The following is a 22,664-nucleotide window of genomic DNA, read 5'->3' on the forward strand; positions in this document are numbered from 1 at the left end:
CTCCACCGGCTGCTCCGGTTCCACCACCCCGCGCCGCCGGTCGTCTCCCGACCGGCGGCGCGGGCGCGTAGGTTGCAGAACATGACCCGTGATCCCATCGCCGACCTGCGTCGGATCGCCTTCCTGCTGGAGCGGGCGAACGAGGCCACCTACCGGGTCCGCGCCTTCCGGTCGGCGGCGAACGCCCTGGCCGCCCTGCCCGCGCAGGAGGTGACCCAGCGGGCCCGCACCGGCAAGCTCACCGAACTGGCCGGGGTGGGTGACGTGACCGCCCGCTGCGTGGTCGAGTCCCTGGCCGGCGAGGAACCGGTCTACCTGCGGCGGCTGCTCGCCACCGAGGGCACCGATCTGGATGCCGAGGCCACCCGGCTGCGGGCCGCCCTGCGCGGCGACTGCCACACCCATTCCGACTGGTCCGACGGCGGCTCCCCGATCGAGGAGATGGCCCTGGCCGCGGTCGAACTGGGCCACGAGTACCTGGTGCTGACCGACCACTCCCCCCGGCTGAAGGTGGCCCGGGGCCTGACCGCCGATCGGCTACGTCGACAACTCGACCATGTGGCACAACTCAACGAGGCGTTGCCGGAGGGATTCCGGATCCTCACCGGCATCGAGGTGGACATCCTCGCCGACGGTTCCCTGGATCAGGAGGAGGAGCTGCTGGCCCGGCTCGACGTGGTGGTCGGCTCGGTGCACAGTGGCCTCAAGGACGACCGGGCGAAGATGACCCGTCGGATGCTGACCGCGGTCGCCAACCCCCACCTGGACATCCTCGGACACTGCACCGGCCGGATGGTCTCCTCTCGCCCGGCCGGGGTGACCGGCCCGGGGGATCGGGGGCACCGGGCCCGTACCCGCCCGGAGAGCGACTTCGACGCCGACGCGGTCTTCGCCGCCTGCGTCGAACACCGCACCGCCGTGGAGATCAACTCCCGTCCGGAACGTCAGGACCCGCCGAAGCGGTTGATCCGCCGCGCCCTGGAGGCCGGCTGCCTCTTCGCCATCGACACCGACGCCCACGCCCCGGGTCAGCTGGACTGGCAACGCTTCGGCTGCGAGCGGGCCGCCCTCTGCGGGGTCCCCGCCGACCGGGTCATCAACACCTGGACCGCCGACGACCTGATCACCTGGACCCACTCCTGACCCACCCGCCCCTGACCCACCTGCCCCTGGCCCACCCGGACACTCGGCCCTCCAGACAGGACCACCGGAGGCCCCGACTCCATCCGGAACCGGGGCACCACCGCTTGATCCACTCCATATCGCCGTAATGGCGGTATCCGTGGGGCCGCGTCACCGCCATTCCGCCGAAACGGCGAACGACCACGGCCGACCAGCCCCTGCGACACGGCCACCCCGAGCAACACGATCAACGCACCGACCGGCTGATGCCAGGTGAGCCGCTCGCCGAGCACGAGCACACCGATCACGATGGCGAAGACCGGAATCAGGTAGGTCACCATGGCGGCCGTGGTGGCACCCACGAGCCGGATGTTGCGCAGGTTGATGACGAAGGCCAGTCCGGTACCGATCGCGCCCAGCACCAGCACGGCGGCGAACACGCTCGGCGACAGGCTGGTCGGTGCGGGCGGCGCGCCGGCCACCAGCGGCGCCACGATGGCGAGTTGGGCCGTGGCGAGCACCAACTGTGCAGCCGACAACGACAGTCCGGACAGCTTGCTGCCCGCGACGAACTTCTTCTGGTACGGAATGGCGAGGCCGTAGCAGGCCGCCGCCCCGAAACACATCAGCTGACCGACCAGGTGGGCACCGCCGACGCCCTGCCAGACGCCAAGCACCACAAGCACACCAGCGAAGCCGAGCGCCAATCCGACGGCATTGCGGACGGTCACCCGCTCGGTACGGAACACCAGCACCGCCATCGGCAGAACCACTAGCGGGGTGGTGGCGTTCCAGATGCCGGCAAGCAACGACTCGATCCGCTGCTCGCCGTAGCCGAACAGGGTGAACGGCACAGCCACCCCGAAAGCGGCGATCACGGAGAGGTGGCCCCACACGCGCGAATCCCTGGGCAGTCGGTCCCGAAGCAGGGCGAGCACCACCAGCAGGGTCAGCGCACCGGCGCCGACCCGGTAGAGGGTGAGGTGCAAGGGGTGCAGTTCCGCCACGCCGACCTTGATGAACAGGAAGCTGGAACCCCAGATGGCGGCGAGGGCGACGAATCCGGGCAGCCAGCTCCGCAAGGCCGGCTTGTCAGGGGTGAAGTCCATGGTCACCCCTGACACTCTGCCCCTTGGGCACGGCGTTGTCCTGGGGGTTTCGGCTGTCGTGTCGAGCACCACGGAACCACCCACATTGGTACTGCGTTGACCTGCCGAGGAGGTGTGTTCCGATGGCGATGCCGATGCGCTGCGCGGAGGGACGGGTGCCGTACGCTGCCCTGACTTCAGGCCGCCACGCCCGGCGGACGGGTCCGCGAAAGGCGGCAGCCTCCGCCCGGCCGTCTCGCGTAGGGTCGCGGGCGTGGGACGAATCGACGATATCGCCAACCGCTACGTTGCCGAGTGGGCCGCTCTGAGCCCTACCGGCGCCACCTACGTCGGCATCTCCGGTTACGAGGACCGGTTGGATGACCTGTCGCCGGACGGGTACGCCGCGCAGGCCGAGTTGACCCGCCGCACCCTGGCCGACCTCGACGCCACCGAGCCGGACACCGACGGCGAGCGCATCGCCCGGGAGGCGATGCAGGAGCGGTTGGGTCTGGACCTGGCCCGTTATCAGGCCGGCGAGACGACCAGCGAGGTCAACGTCATCACCAGCGGGCTGCACCACACGCGAATGGTCTTCGACCTGATGCCCACCGAGGGTACGCAGGCGCAGGCCAACATCGCCGCCCGGTTGAACCTCTTCGCCGGTGCGCTGGAGGGCTACAAGACGACCCTGCGCGAGGCGGCGGCGGCCGGCAAGATCAGCTCGCAGGCCCAGCTGATCGAGGTCGCCAAGCAGTGCGACGCCTGGGTGGACCCGGAGGGGGACAACGTCTTCCACGGGCTCGTCGAGCGCCTGGGCGCCGAGGGCAGCCTCGACGCCGACCTGCGTCGGGGTGCGGCGGCGGCCACGGCGGCCACGGCGGAGTTCGGGCAGTTCCTGCGTACCGAGATGGCCCCGCGCGGGCGGGAGAAGCAGGCCGCCGGGCGGGAGCGTTACGAGTTGGCCTCGCAGTACTTCCTCGGTGCCCGGATCGACCTCGACGAGACGTACGCCTGGGGGTTCTCCGAGCTGGCCCGCCTGGAGGCCGACATGCGGACGGTGGCCGGGCAGATCCTCACCCCCGGGGCCACCATCGACGAGGCGGTCAGCGCGCTGGACACCGACCCGGCCCGCACCATCGTGGGCAAGGAGGCCTTCCGGGACTGGATGCAGCAGCTCGCCGACCAGGCGATCAGCGATCTCAACGGCACCCACTTCGACATCCCCGAGCAGGTACGCCGCATCGAATGCATGATCGCGCCGACCAGTGACGGAGCCATCTACTACACCGGTCCCAGCGAGGATTTCAGCCGACCGGGCCGGATGTGGTGGGCGGTGCCGCAGGGTGTCACCGACTTCTCCACCTGGCGTGAGGTGACCACGGTCTACCACGAGGGGGTGCCCGGCCATCATCTCCAGGTCGGCCAGACCGCCGTCCGGGCCGGGCTACTCAACCGTTGGCAGCGATTGCTCTGCTGGGTCTCCGGGCACGGTGAGGGCTGGGCCCTGTACGCCGAGCGGTTGATGGACGAACTGGGCTACCTGGAGGATCCGGGTGACAAGCTCGGCATGTTGGACGGGCAGGCCTTCCGGGCGGCCCGGGTGATCGTCGACATCGGGATGCACCTGGAGCTGGAGATCCCGAAGGACAACCCCTTCGACTTCCACCCCGGGGAACGCTGGACCCCTGAGTTGGGCTGGGAGTTCCTGCGGGCGCACTGCCGGGTCCCGGACGAGCAGTTGCGCTTCGAGTTGAACCGCTACCTGGGCTGGCCGGGGCAGGCCCCGTCGTACAAGGTGGGTGAGCGGATCTGGCTGCAGGCCCGCGACGCGGCCAAGACCCGCAAGGGCGCCGACTTCGACCTGCGCGAGTTCCACCGGCAGGCGCTCGACCTCGGTGCGCTCGGGTTGGACCCGCTGCGTCGGGCGTTGGCCCGGTTCTGAGTCCAGACACGGTGAAGGGGTGGCCCCGCGCGGGTCCACCCCTTCAGCGTTGCCGTGCCCGGCGGGTCAGTGCCGCTCCGCCTCGCCCTGGTTGCCGCGCTGGATCGGCACGGTGGGGTCCTCGGAACGCCAGTTGGTCGAGGCCGGCGGGATCTCGTCGGTCAGCGGACCGCCCTGGCGTACCGGCTGCTGGTCCACCCGGGTCGGGGCCGAGTCCGCCCGGTGTCGCCGGGTGGGCACGGCCGCCGGGGCGGGCCGACGGGAGAACAGCAGCGCGGCGGCGATCAGCGCCAGACCCAGCACGACGAGGCCGAGCGGGGCCCAGACCCCCAGGATCGTCAGTTGACCCCGACTCGACTTGGCCCGGTCGGCCGAGGCCGTGACGGTCTCGTCGTTGTAGAGGAAGTCCGCGTCCAGCAGGGTCACCGGGCTGCCCGCGTTCGGCATCAGGGTCTTCTTCTGCTGCTCCCGCACCTTGATGTAGGAGCCGGTCACCGGGTCGACCCAGACCGTACGGGTGTTGCTGTAGACGACGTCGCCCGAGGTGGCTTCCGGGGCCAGCGCGCCCAGCAGCAGGCCGACCCGCTCGGCGGGCAGGGGCAGCTTCTCGTCGCTGATGACCTGCTCGTACCGGTAGGTCTCCAGGCCCTCGATCTCCTCGGTGCCCTTGAACTCGGCCATCCGGGTCTGCCGCAGGTCCCGGTCGAAGACCTCGTAGTTCTCCTGCTCCGCGTCGAACGGGAACTTGTAGACCTGCCCGGCGAAGGAGACCTTCTCCGGGGCGCCGCTCTCGTCGAGGAACTGGTCGTTCCAGTCGACGGCCGCACCGGAGACCCGATCCAGGGCCAGCTCCGCGCCGTACGCGCTGATCAGTTCCTTGGTGTCGGTCCGGTCGACGGTCTGTCCGACCCGCCACACCACGGTGTCACCGGCGAGGTCGCCGCTGAGCGCGGCGGTCTTGTCGCGGTCCGGGGTGACCAGGATGGTGGACTTCAGGTCGGCCTGGTCGATGGCGACCGCGCCATTGGTGATCTGGAGGAAGGTCGCCCCCTTGGCCTCGGCGACCGAGGTGGAGGGCTCCAGGTCGTAGGGCAGTTTGGTCATCGCCGGTTTGACGACGAACACCAGTCCGGCGGCCAACGCCAGGAGCAGAACGCCCCCGCCGAACAGCACGGCACCCACGGCGCGGTGCTTCATGTTTCCTCCCTAGAGGAGCGAATTTCGTCGGTGTCAATCAGTGGGATGGCGCGAGGTTACTACTTGGTCACATAGCAACGCGACCCCCGGTCAGCTCTGATTTCTGCACCGTGTCGGGCTGATGCTCGGTGCGGCGGCGCAACACCAGGACGAAGTTCCAAGCCACCACTTCACGGACGGCGGGTACCCGGATCACCCATCGCGCCCACCAGGGGTGGTAGCGGGGTAGCGCGTCGACCATCTCGATCTCGCCGTTTCCTCGCGCCCAGCGCAGGGTGTCGGCGATCGACACCGGGAACAGGGTCTCCCGGAACCGGTTCTTCGGCGGCCGTCCGGTGCGGCGTTCGTACCGACGCCGGGCCCGGTCGCCGCCGAGGTAATGCCAGGGGGCGGTCTCATGCCCACCCCACGGCGAGAACCACGGGGTGTACGACACGAAGATCAGCCCGCCGGGGCGGGTGACCCGGACCATCTCGTCGAGCATCCGGGGCGGCTCGGCGACATGTTCCACCACGTTGGACGAGAAGGCCACGTCCACGCTACCGGTGCGTACCGGCAGGGCCGTCCCGCTGCCCCGCAGCATTCCGGCCACGGACTCACCGGCCGCGGAGAAGTCCCCCACGTCCGGGTCCAGCCCGACGTAGTAGGCCCCGGCCGCGCGGAAGGCGGCCGCGAAGTATCCCGGCCCACCGCCCACGTCCAGCACGGTCCGGCCGGCCAGCTCCGTGTAGCCGTGCACCTGGCGTACCGAGTCGTCGGCGAGCAGGCCGTAGAAGTGGTCCGGGTCGGTCTGTTCGACCAGGAAGGCCCGGAACAGGGTCACCGACCGGCGCAGGGTGGCGAAGCGACGCCGCGCCGCCCGCCGCGCCCGATCGTCAGTAGCCGTCACCGCGTCACCGTCCCATCCTCGCCGTCGACCCCGGCCTCACCGTCGGTCCTGGCCTCGGGGACCGCCGCCGGCTGACCGGATGTGCCCGGCGTCACATCATGCGCGACGGGTGGGTCGGCCCGTACGCCGGGTGCGGGCATCACCGCCGCGACCACCGCACCGATCGCGACCAGCATCGCCGCCTGCACCCACGAGCTGTAGGCCCACGCCTGTCCGTGGCCCTGCACCCGACCGGTCACCGCGATCACCGTGGCCGCCGTGAGTCCGCCGAGCACCACCACGGGCAGGGCCCGTACGGCCAGTTGCCGCAGCACCATCGCGGCCAGCACGATCGCCACCGGCAACACCCCGCCCAGGGCGGCGAGCAGCACCACCAGCAGGCCACCGATCATCCAGGCCGGTGCCTCCGGGGGGATCACCCCCGCCGGGCCGCCAGCCACCGCAGCCTGGCCCTGGGCGCTGACCGTCAATCGGCGGCGCACCGGCCAGGCGGCCAGCAGCAGCACCCCCACGGCCGTCAGGGCACCGACCAGCAGGGCCCCCCGGTACGCCCGGTCCGGGGCGAAGACCAGCCTGACCTCACCCCCGGCACCGGCCGGCAGGAACCAGGCCTGCTGCCACCCGTCGACCCGGGTGGCGGTCAGCGACACACCCTCGAGGGTGGCCTTCCAGCCCGGGTTGGCGTTCTCCGGCACCACCAGCAGCGCCGGTTCCCCACCGGCGACCCGGACCCGACGATCCGTCGGTGCCCAGTCCAGCACGGTCACGGCCCGATGCCGCGGCCCGCCGACCTCCGGCGGCCCCGAATCGTCGCCCCCGCTGGCAGGCGAGGTCGAGTCGTCCGCCGCAGGCGAGGTCCGGTCCGGTACCGGTCGCAGGGTCGCGGACTGCACCAGGAACCCCTTCGAGGGGGAGGTCGCCAGCCGATGCCCACCGGCCGGCAGGTCCAGCACCGCGCCGCCCGCCCCGCAGATCCGCAGCGGCACCGGTCGACCCGCCAGCACATCACCGAACCGGGCGCTCACCGACGTGTCGTAGCGCTGACCGTCCAACTCGACGGTCGGCCCGTCACCACACCGTTCGACCACCCGGGTCTCGGCGTCGATCGGCTTCAGCAGCTTCGCCAGGGCGGGGATCTCCACCTCGGCGATCCCGGCCGTGGCGGGCCAGCCGTTGCCCCGTTGGTCGGCGATCCGCAGTTCGGTCGACCGCACCACGATCTCGATCCGGTCGGTGCGTACCGCCGGGAAGGTCACCGTCCCGTCGGCGCCCACCGGCACCACCACCTCCCGCCCGGGGGTGTGGATCTCGACCTCGTCGGGCAGGGAGCCGATCGGCAGTTGCGCGGCCCGCAGTCGCAGCTCGTCGATCCGGCGCGGACCCGACCAGCTCAGCCGCAGGGTCGGGCGCAGGTCACCGGTGTCGGCCAACCAGGCCGTACCGGGGTCGCCGTCGATCGCCGCGTACGGCGTCACGGCGGGGTCGCCCGCCAACCGGGAGGAGGCGTCGGCCGTCACGCCCACGCCGGAGAGTTTCAGCGCACCCCCGGGGCGGGGCATCGCCCGCAACGCCATCCGGTACGTGCCGGCGGCCGGGTTGCGGAAGATGCGGTCCACTCCCAGCGGTTCCTCACCGACCCGGGCCAGGAACCGGTCGCAGCGGATCACCGTGTCGGCGGCCCGCACCGGTGGCCTGCTCGCCGACCCGACCGGGACGATCCGGTCCGCCTCCGCCGCCTCGGTCAGGTGGCACGCCGGGCGGTCGGCCGGACCCCGGCTGAACACCCAGCTCACCGGCGCGGCCGGATCCTGCGGCAGGTCCGTGGGGGCACGCAGCACGCGCCGCGGCTCGGTTTCCGGGATGGCCAGCTCCCGGATGCCCACGGCACCGTCGAGGCGTCCCTCGGCAACCGCCAGCACGGTGACCCGCACCCGACTGGTCGGGCCGGGCAGCGTGTAGTACGTGTGACCGCCCAGCGCCGGGGCCACCTCGTGATCCACCGAACCCCGGTCGGTGGTGAGCCGGAACTTGGTCACCGGCCAGCCCACGGCCAGGTCGGTGACGAACTCCAGGCGTACGTTCTCCACCTGGCGGGGAGTGTCCAGGTCGACCTGGAGCCACTGCCCGATCGGCCCGCTCAGCGGCGCCGAGTGCCAGGCGGTGTGCGACTGGCCGTCGATGGCCGCGAACGGCAGGCGGGAGGGGTCGGCGGGGCCCAGGGTGTCCACGAAACTCACCGCCGAGGAGGCGGACACCTCGCGTACGCCCTGGTAGGTCACCGTGGTCTGATGCTGCTCACCGGCGAAGGGCAGCAGGTCCAGGGCGACCCGGCCCTGTCGTCCGGTCTCGTTCGCGGTCAAGGTCTGGGAGAGGTTGTCCCCTACCCGGCCGATGTCGCGTTCCCGGCGGCGCAGGCCGTCGGTGACGATCCAGGTGTCACCGGTCGCCTCGGGTGTCTGCTCCCGGTCGCCGGCCAGCACCACCGGCCGGTCCCGTTCCACCACCCCCTGCTCCAGCAGGGGCAGCAGGGACTCCGGGCCCCCGCTGACCGTGGGCACGTCGGCGGTGAGCACCGCCGAGGCCACCGGCACCGGCGGGTCGACCTCGTACAGCTCGATCGCCGGTAGGACGGGGGTACCCTCGTCGACCGGGCTGTTGATCATCCGGGACAGGACCTCGGTGCTGCCGAAGGTGGCTACCCGGGTGATGCCGGGCGACTCGGCCAAGGCCCGACGCAGCACCGCCACCGGCGGGGCGTCCACCTGGGTCCGGTCCAGGTCGTTGCGCAGCAGCAGATGCCGGAATCCGGAGCGGGCCAGCAGGTCGGCCAGCCCGGCGGAGCCACGGCCGCCGGCCAGTACCTCCTCGACGGTGTCCATCATCCGGGTGTTACCGGCCGAGCCGAGCGGGATCTGGTGCCGGACCGCCCACGGCGCACCGGCCAGGGCCTGCAGGGGTTCGTCGACCGTACGCCCCCACTCGTACTGGCCGAACCCGGCGCCGGGCACCATCAGGGTGCGGGCCAGCGCGTCCCGATCGGCCAGCCAGGTGGCCGCCGACCGCCAGTGCGGGGGCAGGTCCGCCCAGCCCGGGCCGGGACGCAGCTGCCCCAGCCAGGCCGGTGCGGCGGCGCCCAGCACGAGCAGCAGCACCGGTACGAACATCAGCGGATGCAGCCGCAGACCGGGCCGACGTCGGGTCGGCGAGTGATGCATCCGGGTGACCACCGCGTCGACGCCGTGGGCGAACCCGAGCATCAGCGGCAGCCGCAGCACCGGGTCGAGCTTGTGCACGTTGCGCAGCGGGGCCAGCGGCCCGTCCAGCAGCCCCCGGACCACCTCGGAGACCGGGCTGTCCAGGGCACCGACGTAGCCGATGGTGAGCAGGGTCAGCCCGGTCAGGAAGCCGGCCACCAGGAACCGGCGCTGCGGCAGCAGGTTGCCGGCCAGCCCGGCCAGACCGATCAACGCGACCACCGCGGTGAGGGCCATCAACACCGGATGGTCGATCAGCAGCCACCCGGCCGGCCACCACGGCTCGCCCTGCACGATGTACGCGACCCACTGGTTCGTGCCGCGTACCGCCTGGAACAGCGAGGCCACCGCCGTGGTGGTGGTGGAGGACTCGATGAAGTCCAGGAACGGCAGGCTGTACTGGCCGAGCAGCAGCAGCGGCACGATCCACCACAGGCACACCCCGAGCACGCAGACGCACCACCAGGCGACCAGCCGCCGGTGTGCGGCGTCCCAGCGTCGGGTGAGCAGCCAGACGCCGGGCAGCACCAACGCCATCAGCACCACCGCCGCGTTGATCCCACCCATGCCGAGCACGGCCAGCGCGGACAGCGCGGCGGCCCGGCGGGGTGAACCGATCCGGCGTACGGTCACCAGCGGCAGCAGCACCCAGGGCAGCATCGCGGCGGACAGGGTCTCCGAGGAGAGCGCACCGACCTCGGTGAGGATGCGGGGGGCCAGGGCGTAGCCGAGGGCCGCCGCGTACCGGGTCGGTTCGGTGCCGATGTTCATCACCCGGGCCAGGCGCAGCAGCCCGTAGAAGGCGGCGGCGAGCAGCAGCGTCGTCCACAGCCGCTGGGTGATCCAGGGTGGGACCCCCAGCAGTTGACCGACGGCGAAGAACGGCCCCATCGGGAACAGGTAGCCGTACGCCTGGTTCTGCAACTCCCCGGCGGTGGCCTCCGGGTTCCACAGGTGCAGGGCCCGGGCCATGAAGTGGATCGGGTTGGCGGCCAGGTCGATCTTGGTGTCGAAGGTGACCTGGCCGGGCCGCTGCGCGAAGGCGATCGCGGTGAGCAGCAGCAGCGACAACACCGTGCCGGGCGAGCGGCGCAGCCGAGCCGACAGTCTGCCCACCGAGGATGTCGGCAGCCGGCTCATCGGCGGCACTCCGGCGGCAGGCAGCTCAGGTCGGCCAGGGCGGAGAAGAAGATGCGGCGCATACCGCTGGGTTGGGCGGTGACGAAGACCCGCCCGCCGGTGACCTTCGCGATCGCGTTCAGCTCCTCGGGATCGATCTCTTCGCCCAGCCCGATGAAGATGATCGGCAGTGGGCGGCGTGGGTCCTGCATCCGCTTCAGTTCGGCCAGGAGGGCGGCCCGGCCGATGCTGTCGTCGTCCTCGTTGCGGCCGTCCGTCATCACCAGCACCAGGTTGATCCGCCCAGGGGTCCAGTGCCGCCGGGCGTCGCGGTACGCGGCCAGGGTGCTGTCGTACAGCCCGGTGCCGCCCTGGGGCTTGGCCCGGACGGTGTCCAGCGCCTCGGCCAACCGTTCGCGCTGGGCGCCCAGCGGCGCCACCGGCAGGATCTCCCGATGGTCCCGTTCACCGTCGAGTCTGGTGGCGAAGGCCCAGACACCTAGTTCGGTGTTGTCCAGCAGCAGGGCCGCACCCGCCTCGGCGGCACGGACGGTCGCCTCGAGGCGGGTGCCCTCGCCGGGCACCTGGGCCGCCATCGAGCCGGAGACGTCCAGCAGGGTGAGGATCCGGGCACTTCGCTGCACCCCGCTCCAGCCGGTCAGCACCTCGGTGACGGTCTCCTCGTCCGGTAGCGGCACCGGTCGACGTTCCTCCGCCGCCAGCCGGTCGTCGCTCGGCATGGCCGGCGGGAAACCCGAGGCGGTCCGGAAGCCGTGCCCGACGAGAACCTCCCGGGCGGTGGTGTTGAGCAGTTCGGCGAGGAACCCGGCGGCGGCGTCCCGCGCCCGCCCCTCGGCGGTGGGTAGCACCACGTACGGCAGGTCGAGCCAGGGTACGGCGATCTCCGGGTACGCGGCGACCAACTTCTTGCCGGAGGTGGTCAGGGCGTTGTGTTCGAGCACCGCCTGCTCGCTGGCGGCGACCATGTCGACCCGGTTCGGCAGGTCCCGCCCGGGAGCCAGCGTGCTGGTCTGCCCGGCGGGGCTGAAGGTGTCGGTGGCCAGGCGTCGCAGGGTCGCCGCGACGGTCGCCGCCGAGTCGCCGTTCTCGTCGGCCAGCATCCGTACCCCGAGCAGGGCACCGACCCCCGCGGGGTCGGCCGCCGGGTCGGGCAGCCCGACCGTACGCTCGGCGCCGATCAGGGATTTCCAGGTCAGCGGCTTGGCCGGCCAGCCGGAACGACGGGCCACCCGGTCGGTCACCGCCAGCACCACCGGGGTGCTGGCCACCGAGGTACCCGCCGCGGGGACCTCGAAGGCACCCGCAGCCCGGGCTCGCCGCAGCCAGAAGGTCGACTCCGGCAGCCACGCGTCGGCCACCTCGCCGCCCTCGGCGAGTTCCCGGGTCACCTCCGCCGAGGGCCGCACCTGCACCTCGACGGAGACGCACGGCTGGTTGCCGGTGTTGGCCCGGGCCACCCGGTCCAGCGCGGGCGCGATCACCGGGGCGGCGGCCACCCGCAGCCGTACCTGTTCGGCGCAGGTCGGCGTGCCCCGGTCGGCGCGCACGTACGCCACCGCCGCCCAGCCGGCCAGCAGCACCGCCAGGGCGGCACTGAGCAGCACCACCGGGGAACGGTGGGACAGGGCGCGCGCGGGCGCGCGACGGTCGGCATCCACCGCCGCCTCACCTCCTCGTCACCCCTGCGGACGACACGCCATCGCAGGTCACAGGCGTCGCGACGGGTTCACCGCACCGGGCAGGCGAGCATCGCACGCTGTTGCGCTGCACACCCTGCCAAGGTTTGTGCGGCTCGGCAAACCCCTGATCGACGAACCGACATCGGACCCCACCCTGCCGGATCTGCCCATTGCGCACCCGGGCCGCACCGCCCTAGGGTGGCGCGATCGTGCTCACTTACTCGTCGGTAGGAGCAGCGTGGACCACTCCGACACCCCCTCCCGCCACGTTCTGTTCCTCAACTGGCGTGACACCACCAACCCCGAAGGCGGCGGCTCCGAGGTCTACATCGAACGCATCGCCGCCGAACTGGTCACCGCCGGTCACCGGGTGACTCTGCTCTGTGCCGCACACGACCAGGCGGGACCGGCCGACACCACCGACACCGGGGTACGGGTGCTGCGCCGCGGCTCGCGGATGACGGTCTACCTGCGCGCGGCGCTGATCTGCCTGGTCGGCCGCTTCGGCTTCGGCCCGCTGGGCCGCCGTGGCCTCGGCCGACCGGATCTGGTCGTGGACGTCTGCAACGGGGTGCCCTTCTTCGCCCCCCTCTATGTCGGTCGGCCGGTCATCGCCCTGGTGCACCACGTGCACCGGGAACAGTGGCCGGTGGTGTTCGGCCCCTGGATGAGCCGGCTGGGCTGGTGGATCGAATCGCGGCTGGCGGTCCGGCTCTACCGCCGCTGCCGGTACGTCACCGTCTCCGAGGCCAGCCGGGCCGAGCTGACCGACCTTGGGGTGGACGCCGAACGGATCGACGTGGTGCCCAACGGCACCTCCGCGGTGACCGGCCCGGCCCTGCCGCGTACCCCGCATCCCTCGCTGCTGGTGCTGGGCCGGCTGGTGCCGCACAAGCGGGTGGAGATCGCCCTGCGGACGGTCGCCGAACTGGTCGACGAGCTGCCCGACCTGGAACTGGCGGTGGCCGGGCAGGGCTGGTGGGAGGAACCCCTACGCGAGTTGTCCGAGACCCTGGGCATCAGCGACCGGGTCCGGTTCACCGGCTTCGTCAGCGAGGAGGAGAAGCACGCCCTGCTCTGCTCGGCCTGGCTGGCCCTGACCCCCTCACTCAAGGAGGGTTGGGGACTGACCATCGTGGAGGCCGCCGCGTGCAGCACCCCGACGGTGGCCTTCCGCTACGCCGGTGGGGTGGCCGAGGCGATGGTGGACACGGAGACCGGCCTGCTCGTCGACAGCGAGCAGGAGTTCACCGCCGTGGTCCGGGAACTGCTTGCCGACGACGTACGCCGCAAGGCGATGGGCGAGGCCGCGCTGACCCACGCGGCCCAGTTCACCTGGACCGCCACCGGTGCCCGCTTCGCCCAACTGGTCGCGCAGGCCACCGCCGGGAATGACCGCTCAGGCCACGGCGAGAAGATGACCGCCCGGGTCACCACCGGAAACTGACCGGCCGATCAGAATCGTCCGACGGCCGAACGGAGACACGCGAAGAAGGCGCCCGCATGATGCGGGCGCCTTCGCCTCGTTCGAGGTCAGCGCGTGCCGTACAGCGGGACCTCGGTCTGCTCACTCACCTTGGAGTTCGCGGCCTCCTTGGCGGACGGGCTGAGCACGTTCGCCAGACCGACGCTGCCCAGCATGCCGAGCACAACACCGAGTACCCCGACGGCCACGAACGCGGGCAGGTTCCTCATCCACCTTCTCCTTCCGCGGGACTCGCGTGCCGGGACGCTACCACGCGGTAGCACCGTCGCGCAGCGGCCGAAAACCCGATGGCCAGCACCGCCGTTCCGGCCAACAGGTGGGCCAGGCCCACCGACCCGGGGCGGGTGGGCGTGGGCGTGGGTCGCCACTGTGGGTTCTCGTACAGGGTCAGGTCCTCGCCCGCGTACACCCGGTGGAGCCCGGCCAGGGTCGCCGGGTCCACCGGCGGACCGGCCGCCCGTTGCACCAGCACCCACCGGGAGCCGGCCGCCGCCACCGGCTCGTTCGCGTCGAGCAGCTGCCGAATCCCGGCGGCCCGGGGGTCCTCACCGGCCACCGCCGTGCCGTCCACCCGCAAGGTGTCGTCGATCGACACGGGCACCCCCAGGTACCGGGGCGCCGGATCGATCACCACCTGCCCCCGGTTCCAGGCGTAGCTCTGGTACTCCTGGAAGGGCAGTGACACCACCTCACCCGGCCGCTGCTCCACCAGCCGGGCGACGGTCGCCCAGTCCGCCGGCCAGGCCACCGGACGCAGCCGACCCGCCCCACCGAAGGCCAGGTCGGGCAGGACCGCCACCGGCAGCAACGCCGCGCCGACCAGCAACACCCGCCCGGTCGCCAGGTCGAACCGGGCGGCCAGCAGGTCGGCCAGCCGCTCCGCCCCCAACGCCACCGCGATCGCCAACAGCAGGGCGTACGGCATGAGCAGCTTCTGCCCGTCGCGCAGCAACCCCGCACCCGGCAGATGGGCCACCGACCAGCCGAGCAGCGCCGCCGCCCCCGGCAGCACCCCGAGGGCGGCCGCCAGCCAGGACCCGACCGCCAGCAGGCCCAGCCGACCGACCCCTCGCCCCGCCCAGCGACGCCGCAGCAGCGGTACCCCGACAGCGGCCACCACCACCAGCAGTACCGTCGCCAACGGCACCAGCAGCCCAGCCCGCGAGGCCGGAGTGGCCTGGGCGTTCCAGATGCCGCCGGTGCCGGCCAGCGCCACCAGTGGACCGGCCCAGTTCTCCGCCCGGGCGGCGAAGACGGCCACCCCGGCCGGATCGGACCGGCCGTCCCCGGCGCTGGTGAACCCGGCCACCAGCCAGGGCGCGTTCAGCAGCAGGGTCACCCCCACCCCGACCGAGACCGCGCGGGCCGCACCCCGATACCGCCCGAGGGTCAGGACGACCACCACCACCAGGGCCAGCAGGCCGCCGGTAGGGGTGATGGCCGAGACCGCCACCGCCAGCAGCAGCCGGCTCAGCGCCCCCCGCTCACCGGCCCGTACCCCGAAGGCCGCGCGCACCAGCCACGGCAGGGCGGCGTACGCGACCAGCAGTCCCCACTGACCGATCAGCAGCCGCTCGGCCAGGTACGGCGTCCAGGCGTACCCGAGGGCGGCCACCACCCGTACGGCGGTCCGTCGGGTCGGCACCAGCCGGGCGGCCCCGAGTGCGGCGAGGTAGACGATCGCCACCAGCACCAGGCGTTGCAGCAGCCACCCCGGGACCAGTTGGTTAGCCAAGGCCACCACGGCGTCCTGCGGAACCGCCCGGGGCAGGGCCGTGGCCGGGGCGATCAGCTCCCAGCTCAGCGCCTGCCTGGGCACGAAGACCATGTCGTAGCGCAGCACGTAGCCGGGCAGGGCCAACGGTGCCAGCACCACGGCCGTCACCGCGGCGGCCACCAGGTGCGGCAGCCAGGACCGACGGCCGACCGCCGCATCGGCGCCTCCCTCGGGCACCGAGCCGCTCCGTTCCCGCATCCGTCGACCTCACCTCGCCGGTACGCGGCGAGGTGGCCGCGTCGGTGGCGGCCACTGTAACCGCCCCGCCAGGCCCGCGGCGGCCGCCGGTTGAACCAGCCGTTGACCTGATAGGGGACCCGGTGAGGGGTATGGCAGTCTTCCCGCCATGGCATCGGCGGGGGACAGCGTGACGGCGGCACCGAGCAGGACGGGCGGCTGGCTGCGCAGCGACCGGATCGGTACGGCGGCACTGGTCATGATCGCGATCAGTGTGTTGTGGCGCGCCCAGGTGGCCGCCCGCGGCTTCCTGGCCGCCGACGACTATGTGCTGATCACCCAGGCGGCGGAGTCCCGGCTGACGGTCACCCATCTGCTGGAGCTATACAACAACCACCTCATGCCCGGCGGGCGGCTGCTCATCTGGCTGGTCACCGAGTACGTGGGCCTGGCCTACTGGCCGTACGTGCTGCTCATGTCGATCGGCCAGGCGATCCTGGGGATCACCTTCCTCCGGCTGCTGCGCCGGATGCTGCGGCCCTCCGCCCTGCTGCTCCTGCCGCTCGGCCTGCTGCTGTTCAGCCCGCTGACCCTGGAGGCGAGCACCTGGTGGGCCGTCGGGGTCAACATGCTGCCGATGCAGATCGCCATGGTGCTCGCGGTCGGCGCACAGGTCGGCTACGTGCAGACCGGCCGCCGACGGCACCTGGTGACCCTGGCCCTGTCCGTGTTGCTCGGCCTCTTCTTCTTCGAGAAGTCGATCCTGATCGTGCCGTTGGTCTTCCTGCTGACGGTCGCCTGCTACGCCGACGGTGGGCCGGTACGCGCCGTCTGGACCACGATCCGCCGCTGGTGGCCGTCCTGGCTGGTGCTGACCGTGCTGTCCCTGGGCTTCGGGGCGGCCTACCTGAGCCGCTCGGAGTCCTCGCTGCGTCGCCCGGAATCGGTCGGGGAGGCGTTCTCCTTCCTGACCCAGATGTTCGGGTCCACGGTGATTCCCGGCCTGGTGGGCGGGCCGTGGCAGTGGCTGGGGGCCGGTGACGGCGCGCCCGTCGCCGCACCGCCCCAACTGGGCACCTGGGTGGGATGGATCATCGTCGCCGCCGTGGTCGCGGCGACCGTACGCCAGCGCCGCCGGGCCGGGCGGGCCTGGTTGCTGCTCGCGGCCTACCTGGCGATGGTGGCCGGAATGCTGGCCGCTACCCGGCTCGGCTCGGCCTTCAGCGGGGTGGCCGGTGGGGTGCCCCGGTACGTCAGCGACGTCGTCGTCGTGGCGGCGATCTGCCTCGGGGTGGCCGTGGTCGGGCTGGCCCGCACCACCAGCACCACCATGCCCCCGGCACCGGCCGAGGTGCCACCCGCCGAGCCGCCCACACCGGGACTGCTCGGCCCGGTGCCGGAGCGCTACCGGGAGTCGGTGGCGGTCGTACTGGTGCTCGTGCTGGTCGCGGTCGGCCTGGGCACGGTCTGGACCACCGCCCGGTACGGCGACGAGTGGGCCCTGAAGTCCAGCCGGTCGTACATCGACACCGTGCGGATCGAGATGGCCAGCGCACCGCCGGACACGGTTTTCTTCGACGCCCCGGTACCGGACAACGTCGTACCCCGCCTCTCCTCGCCGTACAACCTCCAGTCCCGGTTCTTCCGGGCCTTCGGCACCCGCCCCACCTTCGTGGACGAAACCGACAACGCCTCGGTCCTCGACGCCCTGGGTCGCATCCAGGTGGCCACGATCGTCGGCAGCACCATCCAGCCCGGCCCCCAGGAGGGGTGCGGCTACCTGGTCAGCACCGGCAAGACCGTACGGATGCCGCTGAACGAGCCGCGTTTCGACTGGCACTGGGTGGTCCGCATCGGCTACCTCAGCTCGGCGGACGGCACGGCCACCCTGCGGCTCGGCGACGGGGTGGCCCAGTTCCCGGTCCGCAAGGGCCTCAACCAGCGCTTCTTCCGCATCACCGGCGGCGGCGACACGGTGGAACTGACCGTGACCAGCGGCGAGGTGTCGCTCTGCACCAACGAGATCGCCATCGGCGACCCGGCACCCCGACCCGAGTGAGGGCCACCGGCCGGGTCACTCCGGGCGGAACAGCACCGAGTTGACGTACCGGGGCCGGGGCCAGAGGACCCGGCGGGCGAAGCTCTGGCCGACCCGTACGATCGCCTCCCGCTGGTGTCCGCCGAGGTCGAAGTCGGCCAGCGGCACCCACTCGCGGTCCGGCAGCACATAGCCGCGGTAGCCCCAGCCGGTCAGCAGCTCCAGCAGCGGCTCGACCGGCTGGATCCGTTCCTCCACCTCGATCAGCAGCACCGGACGGTCCCGCTTGACGGTCTCCGCCGCGCCGCGCAGCGCGGGCAGCTCGTGACCCTCGATGTCGATCTTGATGAACCGCACCTCGGTCAGGCCCAGCGAGTCCAGGGTGATCCGGCGGACCGGCACCGGGGCACCCTGGGTCGGATCCTCCAGCGAGGAGGTGCCGACGATAGCGCCCCCTTCGGGCAGATACAGGGTGGCCGTGCCCTCGTGGTCGGAGACCGCCGCCTCGACCACCTCCACCCGGGGGAAGGCCGTACGCAACTGGCCGGCCAGCGCCGTCGTCGGCTCCACCGCGACCACCCGCGCCGCCCGCCGCAGCAACCGGGCGGTCCACGGGCCGTACCAGGCACCCACGTCCACCGCCGTACCGCCGACCGGAACGAACTCGGCCAACCGGGCCAGTTCCGGCTCCACCCGTGGATAGACCCGGCGGATCGCCGCCCCGAGCAGCCGCTCGGGGAGCATGGCCGCCAGGCCGGAGGTCGCTGCGGGGGCCAGCTTCGTCGACGCCATGGAGCAGCACACTAGACGCTTGCGGCCGCCCTGGGCAGAGGGAGCCGGTAAGGGGCTGTCCGCGGAGGCTACTGGCCGGTACCGTCTTGCCGGTCGGGCCCCCGCCCGGCAGGGATCAGCCGACCGGTCGGGCGGGCGGCCGGCAGACGCGGAGTGGCATGACGCAGACGACGGGCAGCAACACCAGCCGGTTCCGGCTCGGTGCGGCCGGTGCCGCCGTCACCCTGGCCACCCTGGTGACCAACGCGCTGGCCTATGTCGTCCCGGTGCTGGGCGCCCGCCGGCTCAGCGCCGCCGATCTGGGGGCCCTGGCCACCGTCCTGGCGCTGGGTGCCATCGCCGCGGTACCGGGCTTCGGGCTCCAGATCGCGGTGGCCGCGCACCGGGCCCGCGCAGGTGGCGGCGGTGCCGGTCCGCTCGGGCTGCGTACCGCCGCGCTGACCGGGGCGGTCACCCTGGCCGCGGTACCCCTGTCGACGGTGCTCCTGCGGCTGCCGGTCCCGTTGACCCTGCTGCTCGCCGCCACCACCTTCACCACCGTGCTGGCCGGTCGTTGGCTAGGTGAGTTGCAGGGCGACCAACGTTTCCTTCGGCTCGCCGTCGCCATGGCCGTGGTGGCCACCGGCCGGTACGGCGGCCTGGTCGTCGGCCTCCTGTTCGGCGCCGGGCCGATCACCTGCCTGCTGTTGGCGGCGGTCACCGGGCTGCTGGCCCTGCCGATCCTGGCCCGCCTCGCCACCCCGCCGGGCGCCACCACTGCCGTACCGCCCACGGTGTCGCCCCCACCGCGAGCCGACGAGCCGGCCTGCGCCCCGTTGCGAGCCGATGAGCCGCCGCGCACGACGGACCTCGCACCGCGTGGGCTGGGGGCCCGGCAGGTGGCCACCGCCTGCACCGCCACCCTGGCGATGCTCACCATCTCGTACGCCGACCTGATCCTCGCCCGCCAACTGCTGCCCGCCGCCGACTCCGGCGCGTACGCGGTCGGTTCGGTACTCACCAAGGGTGCGCTGTGGGCACCCCAGGTCGTCACCCTGCTGGTGCTGCCCCGACTGGCCCGGGGGGACCGCCGCGCCCGCCTGACCGCACTGGGTCTGATCATGGCTTGTGGGGTGGCCCTCGTCGTCGCCGCCACCATCGGCGGCGAGCTGGCCTTCCGGCTCGCCGGCGGCGCCGACTACCTGCACCTGGCCGACACGGCACCGATCTTCGCCGCCACCGGGGCCCTGTACGCGGTGGTGTTCATGCTGGTCAACGAGAGGGTGGCGACCGGCGCACGGTGGCCGGCCGCACCCCTGTGGGTGGCCACCCTGGGCCTGGCCACCGCCGCCACCCTCATCGCGCCCCGCACCCTCACCGGAGTCCTCTCCTGCGCGCTGGCCGCCGCCGCCGTCACCGCCACGGCGATGGCCTGGCAGGTCTTCCGGCCGAGAAGGGCGACCGACGCGACCACCGGCAGCCGGTCCTCCGTCGGGACGGGCGGATCAGACCACCCGGGAACTACGTACAGTGAGCACTCTGCTGCCCGGAGGCGGTAAACCCGTGTCGATGGCGACTCCCAGCGCGCTGAGACCCCCCGCACCCCGTCGGGTTGGCTACCGTAGTTGCTCCCGGGGTGAAGGTTCCACCCACGGCCATTTCCGAAGAGGTAGCTGTGACCCAGTACGGCGAGAACCGTCCGCCCGCTGACGACGACCGGCCCACGGTCCAGGTGAAAGCGGTCAGTTGGCCTGTCGAGGAACCGGAGCGTCCCGCCCCGGTCGTACCGCAGGGCGGCGGCGTGAAGCGTTCCCGTCGGTTCCGGATCCTGCTCGCCACAGGGGTCGCCACCACCGTGCTGGCCTCGGTCGGCGTCGTAGCCGCCTGGGCGTACGTCGGTGACGTCCCACGCGGCACCACCGTGCTCGGCACCGAACTCGGCGGGCGCAGCCGTGCGGACGCGGCCCGGGACCTGCGGGCGCACCTGGACCGGCGGGCCGCCGAACTGGCCGCCCCGATCGAGGTACGGGTAGGCGAACGCACGGCGCAGATCAACCCGGCCGAGGTCGGCCTGACGGTCGACGTGGAAGCCACCGTGGCCGCCGCGGCGGCGGCCCAGGCGCACGCCGTGGACCGACTGGTCGGCTCCCGCGAGATCGAGCCGGTGGTCTCCGTCGACGTTCCGAAGCTGGAGACCGAGCTGCAGAAGCTCGTCGGTAAGCAGGGCCGGAAGATGACCATGCCGGCGATCACCTTCACCGGCACCACCCCGAAGGCACGTCACCCGAAGCCCAGCCTGACCGTCGACCCGGAGCATTCGGTGCAGGTGGTCAAGGAAGGCTGGCTCAACGGACAGCCGGTGACCGTGCCACTGGTGGAGAACCACCCGGTCACCTCCGCCGAGGAGGTGGACCGCCTGGTCGAGGAACTGGCCAAGCCGGCGGTCTCGGCACCGGTCAAGGTGACCACCGATCGGGGCACGGTCACCATTCCGCCGCAAGCGATCGCCAAGAGTCTCCGGTTCAAGGCCGACAAGGCCGGCAAGCTGACCCCCAGCGTGGACGCCAAGAAGCTGCGGTCCGCCCTCGGCGACCGGCTGGACAAGGTCGAGGTGGCACCGAAGAACGCCACCATGAGCATCTCCGGAGGCAAGCCGAAGGTGGTCGACGGGCGCTCCGGCAAGCAGGTGGACCTGGGCGCCCTCCGCGAGGACCTGCTGGCCGTCCTGCCACGCTCCGATGGTCGTACGCTCTCCGCCGAACTCAAGCCGGTCACCCCGAAGGTCACCGCCGAGAAGGTCTCCGGCCTCGGCATCAAGGAGAAGGTCTCCTCCTTCACCACCTACTTCACCGGCGGGCTGTCCTCGCCGCGTAGTCAGAACATCGTGACGATCGCCAAGCACGTGGACGGCACAGTGGTCCTGCCCGGCGACACCTTCTCGCTCAACGGCCACACCGGGGAGCGGGGCTACGCCCAGGGCTACCGGGACGCCCCGGTGATCCTCGACGGCAAACTGGTGCCCGGGGTCGGCGGGGGTACCTCGCAGTTCACCACCACGCTGTTCAACGCGACGTACTACGCCGGCCTGGAGGATGTCGAGCACAAGCCGCACTCGTACTACTTCAGCCGCTACCCGGCCGTGATCGAGTCCACCATCTTCTGGCCCAACCTCGACTTCAAGTTCCGCAACAACACCGAGTACGGGGTACTGATCGACACCTCGTACACCGGCAACTCGGTCACCGTGTCGATCTGGAGCACGAAGATCTGGGACAGCGTCAAGACCGAGTACGGCCCCCGGCGCAACATCACCTCACCGCGGACCGTCTACCTGGAGCCGGGGCCCACCTGCATCCCGGCCAACGGCAGCCAGGGCTTCACCCAGGACGCCTTCCGGGTCATCAAGAAGGACGGCAAGGTCGTCAAGCGGGAGAAGTTCAGCTGGACCTACGACGCGGAACCCCGCTTCATCTGCGCCAAGGAACCTGCCTGACCTCGGCAGACACCGGACGATGAGCCCGCGGCGATGCTCCGAGGCGGCACCTGGTCTCATCCTCGACACGGTGCCTGTCCGCACCATGCCGAGGAACGGAGACAGCGCGTGGAGAGCACGCCGCGGGTCAACGGCCTGGTGCTGCCCGTCCTGCTGACCACCCTCCTCGCACCTGTTCCGGGCGGTACGGGGCAGCATCTCCACGGTCAACGAACTGCCCCAACTCGACGTGGAGCAGGCAGTCTTGATCGCGATCAACCGCATCCCCGGTGATGACGTCGCAATGGCCCTCAACTATCGCACCGCCGCCGCCGACCCGCATGTCGTCGCCAGCGACTTCTGGACCGACAGGGAGCAATGCTCTCGGCGGGCCGTCACCCCAACCTTCTCTCCCAGCTCGTGAAGACTCTCCGGCTCGCCCAACATCCACGCTGATACCTGTCCCAGGGTTCGCCGTGGTCGGGGTTGTGGGAGCCCGTCGGGTCGGCGCAGAGCCGGCCGTCGCCGGTCCCGGAGGCAGTGACACTAGGTGGGTATACGTTTGAGGGCCACCCCAGCTGGGGTGGCCCTCAAATCGAAGTGTGTCCGGCGGTGTCCTACTCTCCCAC

At 71.8% G+C, this 22,664-nt stretch carries 15 protein-coding genes; 7 read left to right on the top strand and 8 right to left on the bottom strand.

Translation table 11 applies throughout. The features are described 5' to 3' along the window. The first annotated feature begins 81 nt into the window (after window positions 1-81). Complete coding sequence (locus ACLQ2T_RS05390) at window positions 82-1,143, top strand: PHP domain-containing protein (RefSeq protein ID WP_425764839.1); 1,062 nt, start codon at window positions 82-84, stop codon at window positions 1,141-1,143. Here ACLQ2T_RS05390 and ACLQ2T_RS05395 read toward each other — a convergent pair. Continuing rightward, the gene (locus ACLQ2T_RS05395) at window positions 1,029-2,231 is read right to left on the bottom strand and encodes a DMT family transporter (protein ID WP_425764840.1); all 1,203 of its coding nucleotides are present in this window, start codon (window positions 2,229-2,231) and stop codon (window positions 1,029-1,031) included. The two genes, ACLQ2T_RS05390 and ACLQ2T_RS05395, sit on opposite strands and share 115 nt — an antisense overlap. 253 nt (window positions 2,232-2,484) lie before the next feature. Here ACLQ2T_RS05395 and ACLQ2T_RS05400 point away from each other — a divergent pair, with 253 nt between their 5' ends. Then, window positions 2,485-4,155, top strand: a complete 1,671-nt coding sequence (locus ACLQ2T_RS05400) for a DUF885 domain-containing protein (protein WP_425764841.1) — start codon at window positions 2,485-2,487, stop codon at window positions 4,153-4,155. Between the two features lie 66 nt (window positions 4,156-4,221). On the opposite strand, the gene ACLQ2T_RS05405 is transcribed toward ACLQ2T_RS05400, so the two are convergent. From ACLQ2T_RS05405 to ACLQ2T_RS05420, 4 genes are all read right to left on the bottom strand, one after another. Then, complete coding sequence (locus ACLQ2T_RS05405; RefSeq protein ID WP_425764842.1) at window positions 4,222-5,352, bottom strand: DUF3068 domain-containing protein; 1,131 nt, start codon at window positions 5,350-5,352, stop codon at window positions 4,222-4,224. A gap of 67 nt (window positions 5,353-5,419) precedes the next feature. Next, window positions 5,420-6,241, bottom strand: a complete 822-nt coding sequence (locus ACLQ2T_RS05410) for a class I SAM-dependent methyltransferase (RefSeq protein WP_425764843.1) — start codon at window positions 6,239-6,241, stop codon at window positions 5,420-5,422. Next, on the bottom strand, window positions 6,238-10,635 hold the full coding sequence (locus ACLQ2T_RS05415; protein WP_425764844.1) for an alpha-(1->3)-arabinofuranosyltransferase domain-containing protein: 4,398 nt from the start codon (window positions 10,633-10,635) through the stop codon (window positions 6,238-6,240). Before ACLQ2T_RS05415 ends, ACLQ2T_RS05410 begins: the two co-directional genes overlap by 4 nt. Continuing rightward, the gene (locus ACLQ2T_RS05420; protein ID WP_425764845.1) at window positions 10,632-12,293 is read right to left on the bottom strand and encodes a substrate-binding and VWA domain-containing protein; all 1,662 of its coding nucleotides are present in this window, start codon (window positions 12,291-12,293) and stop codon (window positions 10,632-10,634) included. Before ACLQ2T_RS05420 ends, ACLQ2T_RS05415 begins: the two co-directional genes overlap by 4 nt. 259 nt (window positions 12,294-12,552) lie before the next feature. On the opposite strand from ACLQ2T_RS05420, the gene ACLQ2T_RS05425 reads away from it, so the two are divergent. Then, window positions 12,553-13,761 carry a glycosyltransferase family 4 protein gene (locus tag ACLQ2T_RS05425; protein ID WP_425764846.1) on the top strand — a complete coding sequence of 403 codons (1,209 nt, stop codon included), beginning with the start codon at window positions 12,553-12,555 and terminating at the stop codon, window positions 13,759-13,761. Between the two features lie 86 nt (window positions 13,762-13,847). Here the strand turns inward: ACLQ2T_RS05425 and ACLQ2T_RS05430 are convergent, their stop codons facing one another. Then, on the bottom strand, window positions 13,848-14,009 hold the full coding sequence (locus ACLQ2T_RS05430) for a hypothetical protein (RefSeq protein ID WP_425764847.1): 162 nt from the start codon (window positions 14,007-14,009) through the stop codon (window positions 13,848-13,850). Continuing rightward, complete coding sequence (locus tag ACLQ2T_RS05435) at window positions 14,006-15,775, bottom strand: hypothetical protein (RefSeq protein ID WP_425764848.1); 1,770 nt, start codon at window positions 15,773-15,775, stop codon at window positions 14,006-14,008. Before ACLQ2T_RS05435 ends, ACLQ2T_RS05430 begins: the two co-directional genes overlap by 4 nt. Window positions 15,776-15,923: 148 nt before the next feature. On the opposite strand from ACLQ2T_RS05435, the gene ACLQ2T_RS05440 reads away from it, so the two are divergent. Further along, window positions 15,924-17,813, top strand: a complete 1,890-nt coding sequence (locus tag ACLQ2T_RS05440) for a hypothetical protein (RefSeq protein WP_425764849.1) — start codon at window positions 15,924-15,926, stop codon at window positions 17,811-17,813. 15 nt (window positions 17,814-17,828) lie between these two features. On the opposite strand, the gene ACLQ2T_RS05445 is transcribed toward ACLQ2T_RS05440, so the two are convergent. Continuing rightward, window positions 17,829-18,584, bottom strand: a complete 756-nt coding sequence (locus ACLQ2T_RS05445; RefSeq protein WP_425764850.1) for an FkbM family methyltransferase — start codon at window positions 18,582-18,584, stop codon at window positions 17,829-17,831. Between the two features lie 158 nt (window positions 18,585-18,742). Between ACLQ2T_RS05445 and ACLQ2T_RS05450 the strand changes: the two genes are divergently transcribed. From ACLQ2T_RS05450 to ACLQ2T_RS05460, 3 genes are all read left to right on the top strand, one after another. Continuing rightward, a complete protein-coding gene (locus ACLQ2T_RS05450; protein WP_425764851.1) occupies window positions 18,743-20,122 on the top strand; it encodes a polysaccharide biosynthesis protein in 1,380 nt (459 codons plus the stop codon). 116 nt (window positions 20,123-20,238) lie between these two features. Further along, complete coding sequence (locus ACLQ2T_RS05455; RefSeq protein WP_425764852.1) at window positions 20,239-22,056, top strand: VanW family protein; 1,818 nt, start codon at window positions 20,239-20,241, stop codon at window positions 22,054-22,056. A 244-nt stretch (window positions 22,057-22,300) separates the two neighbouring features. Continuing rightward, entirely contained in the window at window positions 22,301-22,459 is a 159-nt protein-coding gene (locus ACLQ2T_RS05460; protein WP_425764853.1) for a hypothetical protein, read from the top strand. Window positions 22,460-22,664: the final 205 nt, after the last annotated feature.

The organism is Micromonospora sp. DT229 (genome assembly GCF_049844505.1).
GTDB lineage: Bacteria > Actinomycetota > Actinomycetes > Mycobacteriales > Micromonosporaceae > Micromonospora.

Excerpts from the sequence above, each read along its gene's own strand:
- ACLQ2T_RS05390 (WP_425764839.1), top strand. The coding sequence starts at position 82 with ATGACCCGTGATCCCATCGCCGACCTGCGTCGGATCGCCTTCCTGCTG.
- ACLQ2T_RS05395 (WP_425764840.1), bottom strand. The coding sequence starts at position 2,231 with ATGGACTTCACCCCTGACAAGCCGGCCTTGCGGAGCTGGCTGCCCGGA.
- ACLQ2T_RS05405 (WP_425764842.1), bottom strand. The coding sequence starts at position 5,352 with ATGAAGCACCGCGCCGTGGGTGCCGTGCTGTTCGGCGGGGGCGTTCTG.
- ACLQ2T_RS05415 (WP_425764844.1), bottom strand. The coding sequence starts at position 10,635 with ATGAGCCGGCTGCCGACATCCTCGGTGGGCAGACTGTCGGCTCGGCTG.
- ACLQ2T_RS05430 (WP_425764847.1), bottom strand. The coding sequence starts at position 14,009 with ATGAGGAACCTGCCCGCGTTCGTGGCCGTCGGGGTACTCGGTGTTGTG.
- ACLQ2T_RS05435 (WP_425764848.1), bottom strand. The coding sequence starts at position 15,775 with ATGCGGGAACGGAGCGGCTCGGTGCCCGAGGGAGGCGCCGATGCGGCG.
- ACLQ2T_RS05440 (WP_425764849.1), top strand. The coding sequence starts at position 15,924 with ATGGCATCGGCGGGGGACAGCGTGACGGCGGCACCGAGCAGGACGGGC.
- ACLQ2T_RS05445 (WP_425764850.1), bottom strand. The coding sequence starts at position 18,584 with ATGGCGTCGACGAAGCTGGCCCCCGCAGCGACCTCCGGCCTGGCGGCC.
- ACLQ2T_RS05450 (WP_425764851.1), top strand. The coding sequence starts at position 18,743 with ATGACGCAGACGACGGGCAGCAACACCAGCCGGTTCCGGCTCGGTGCG.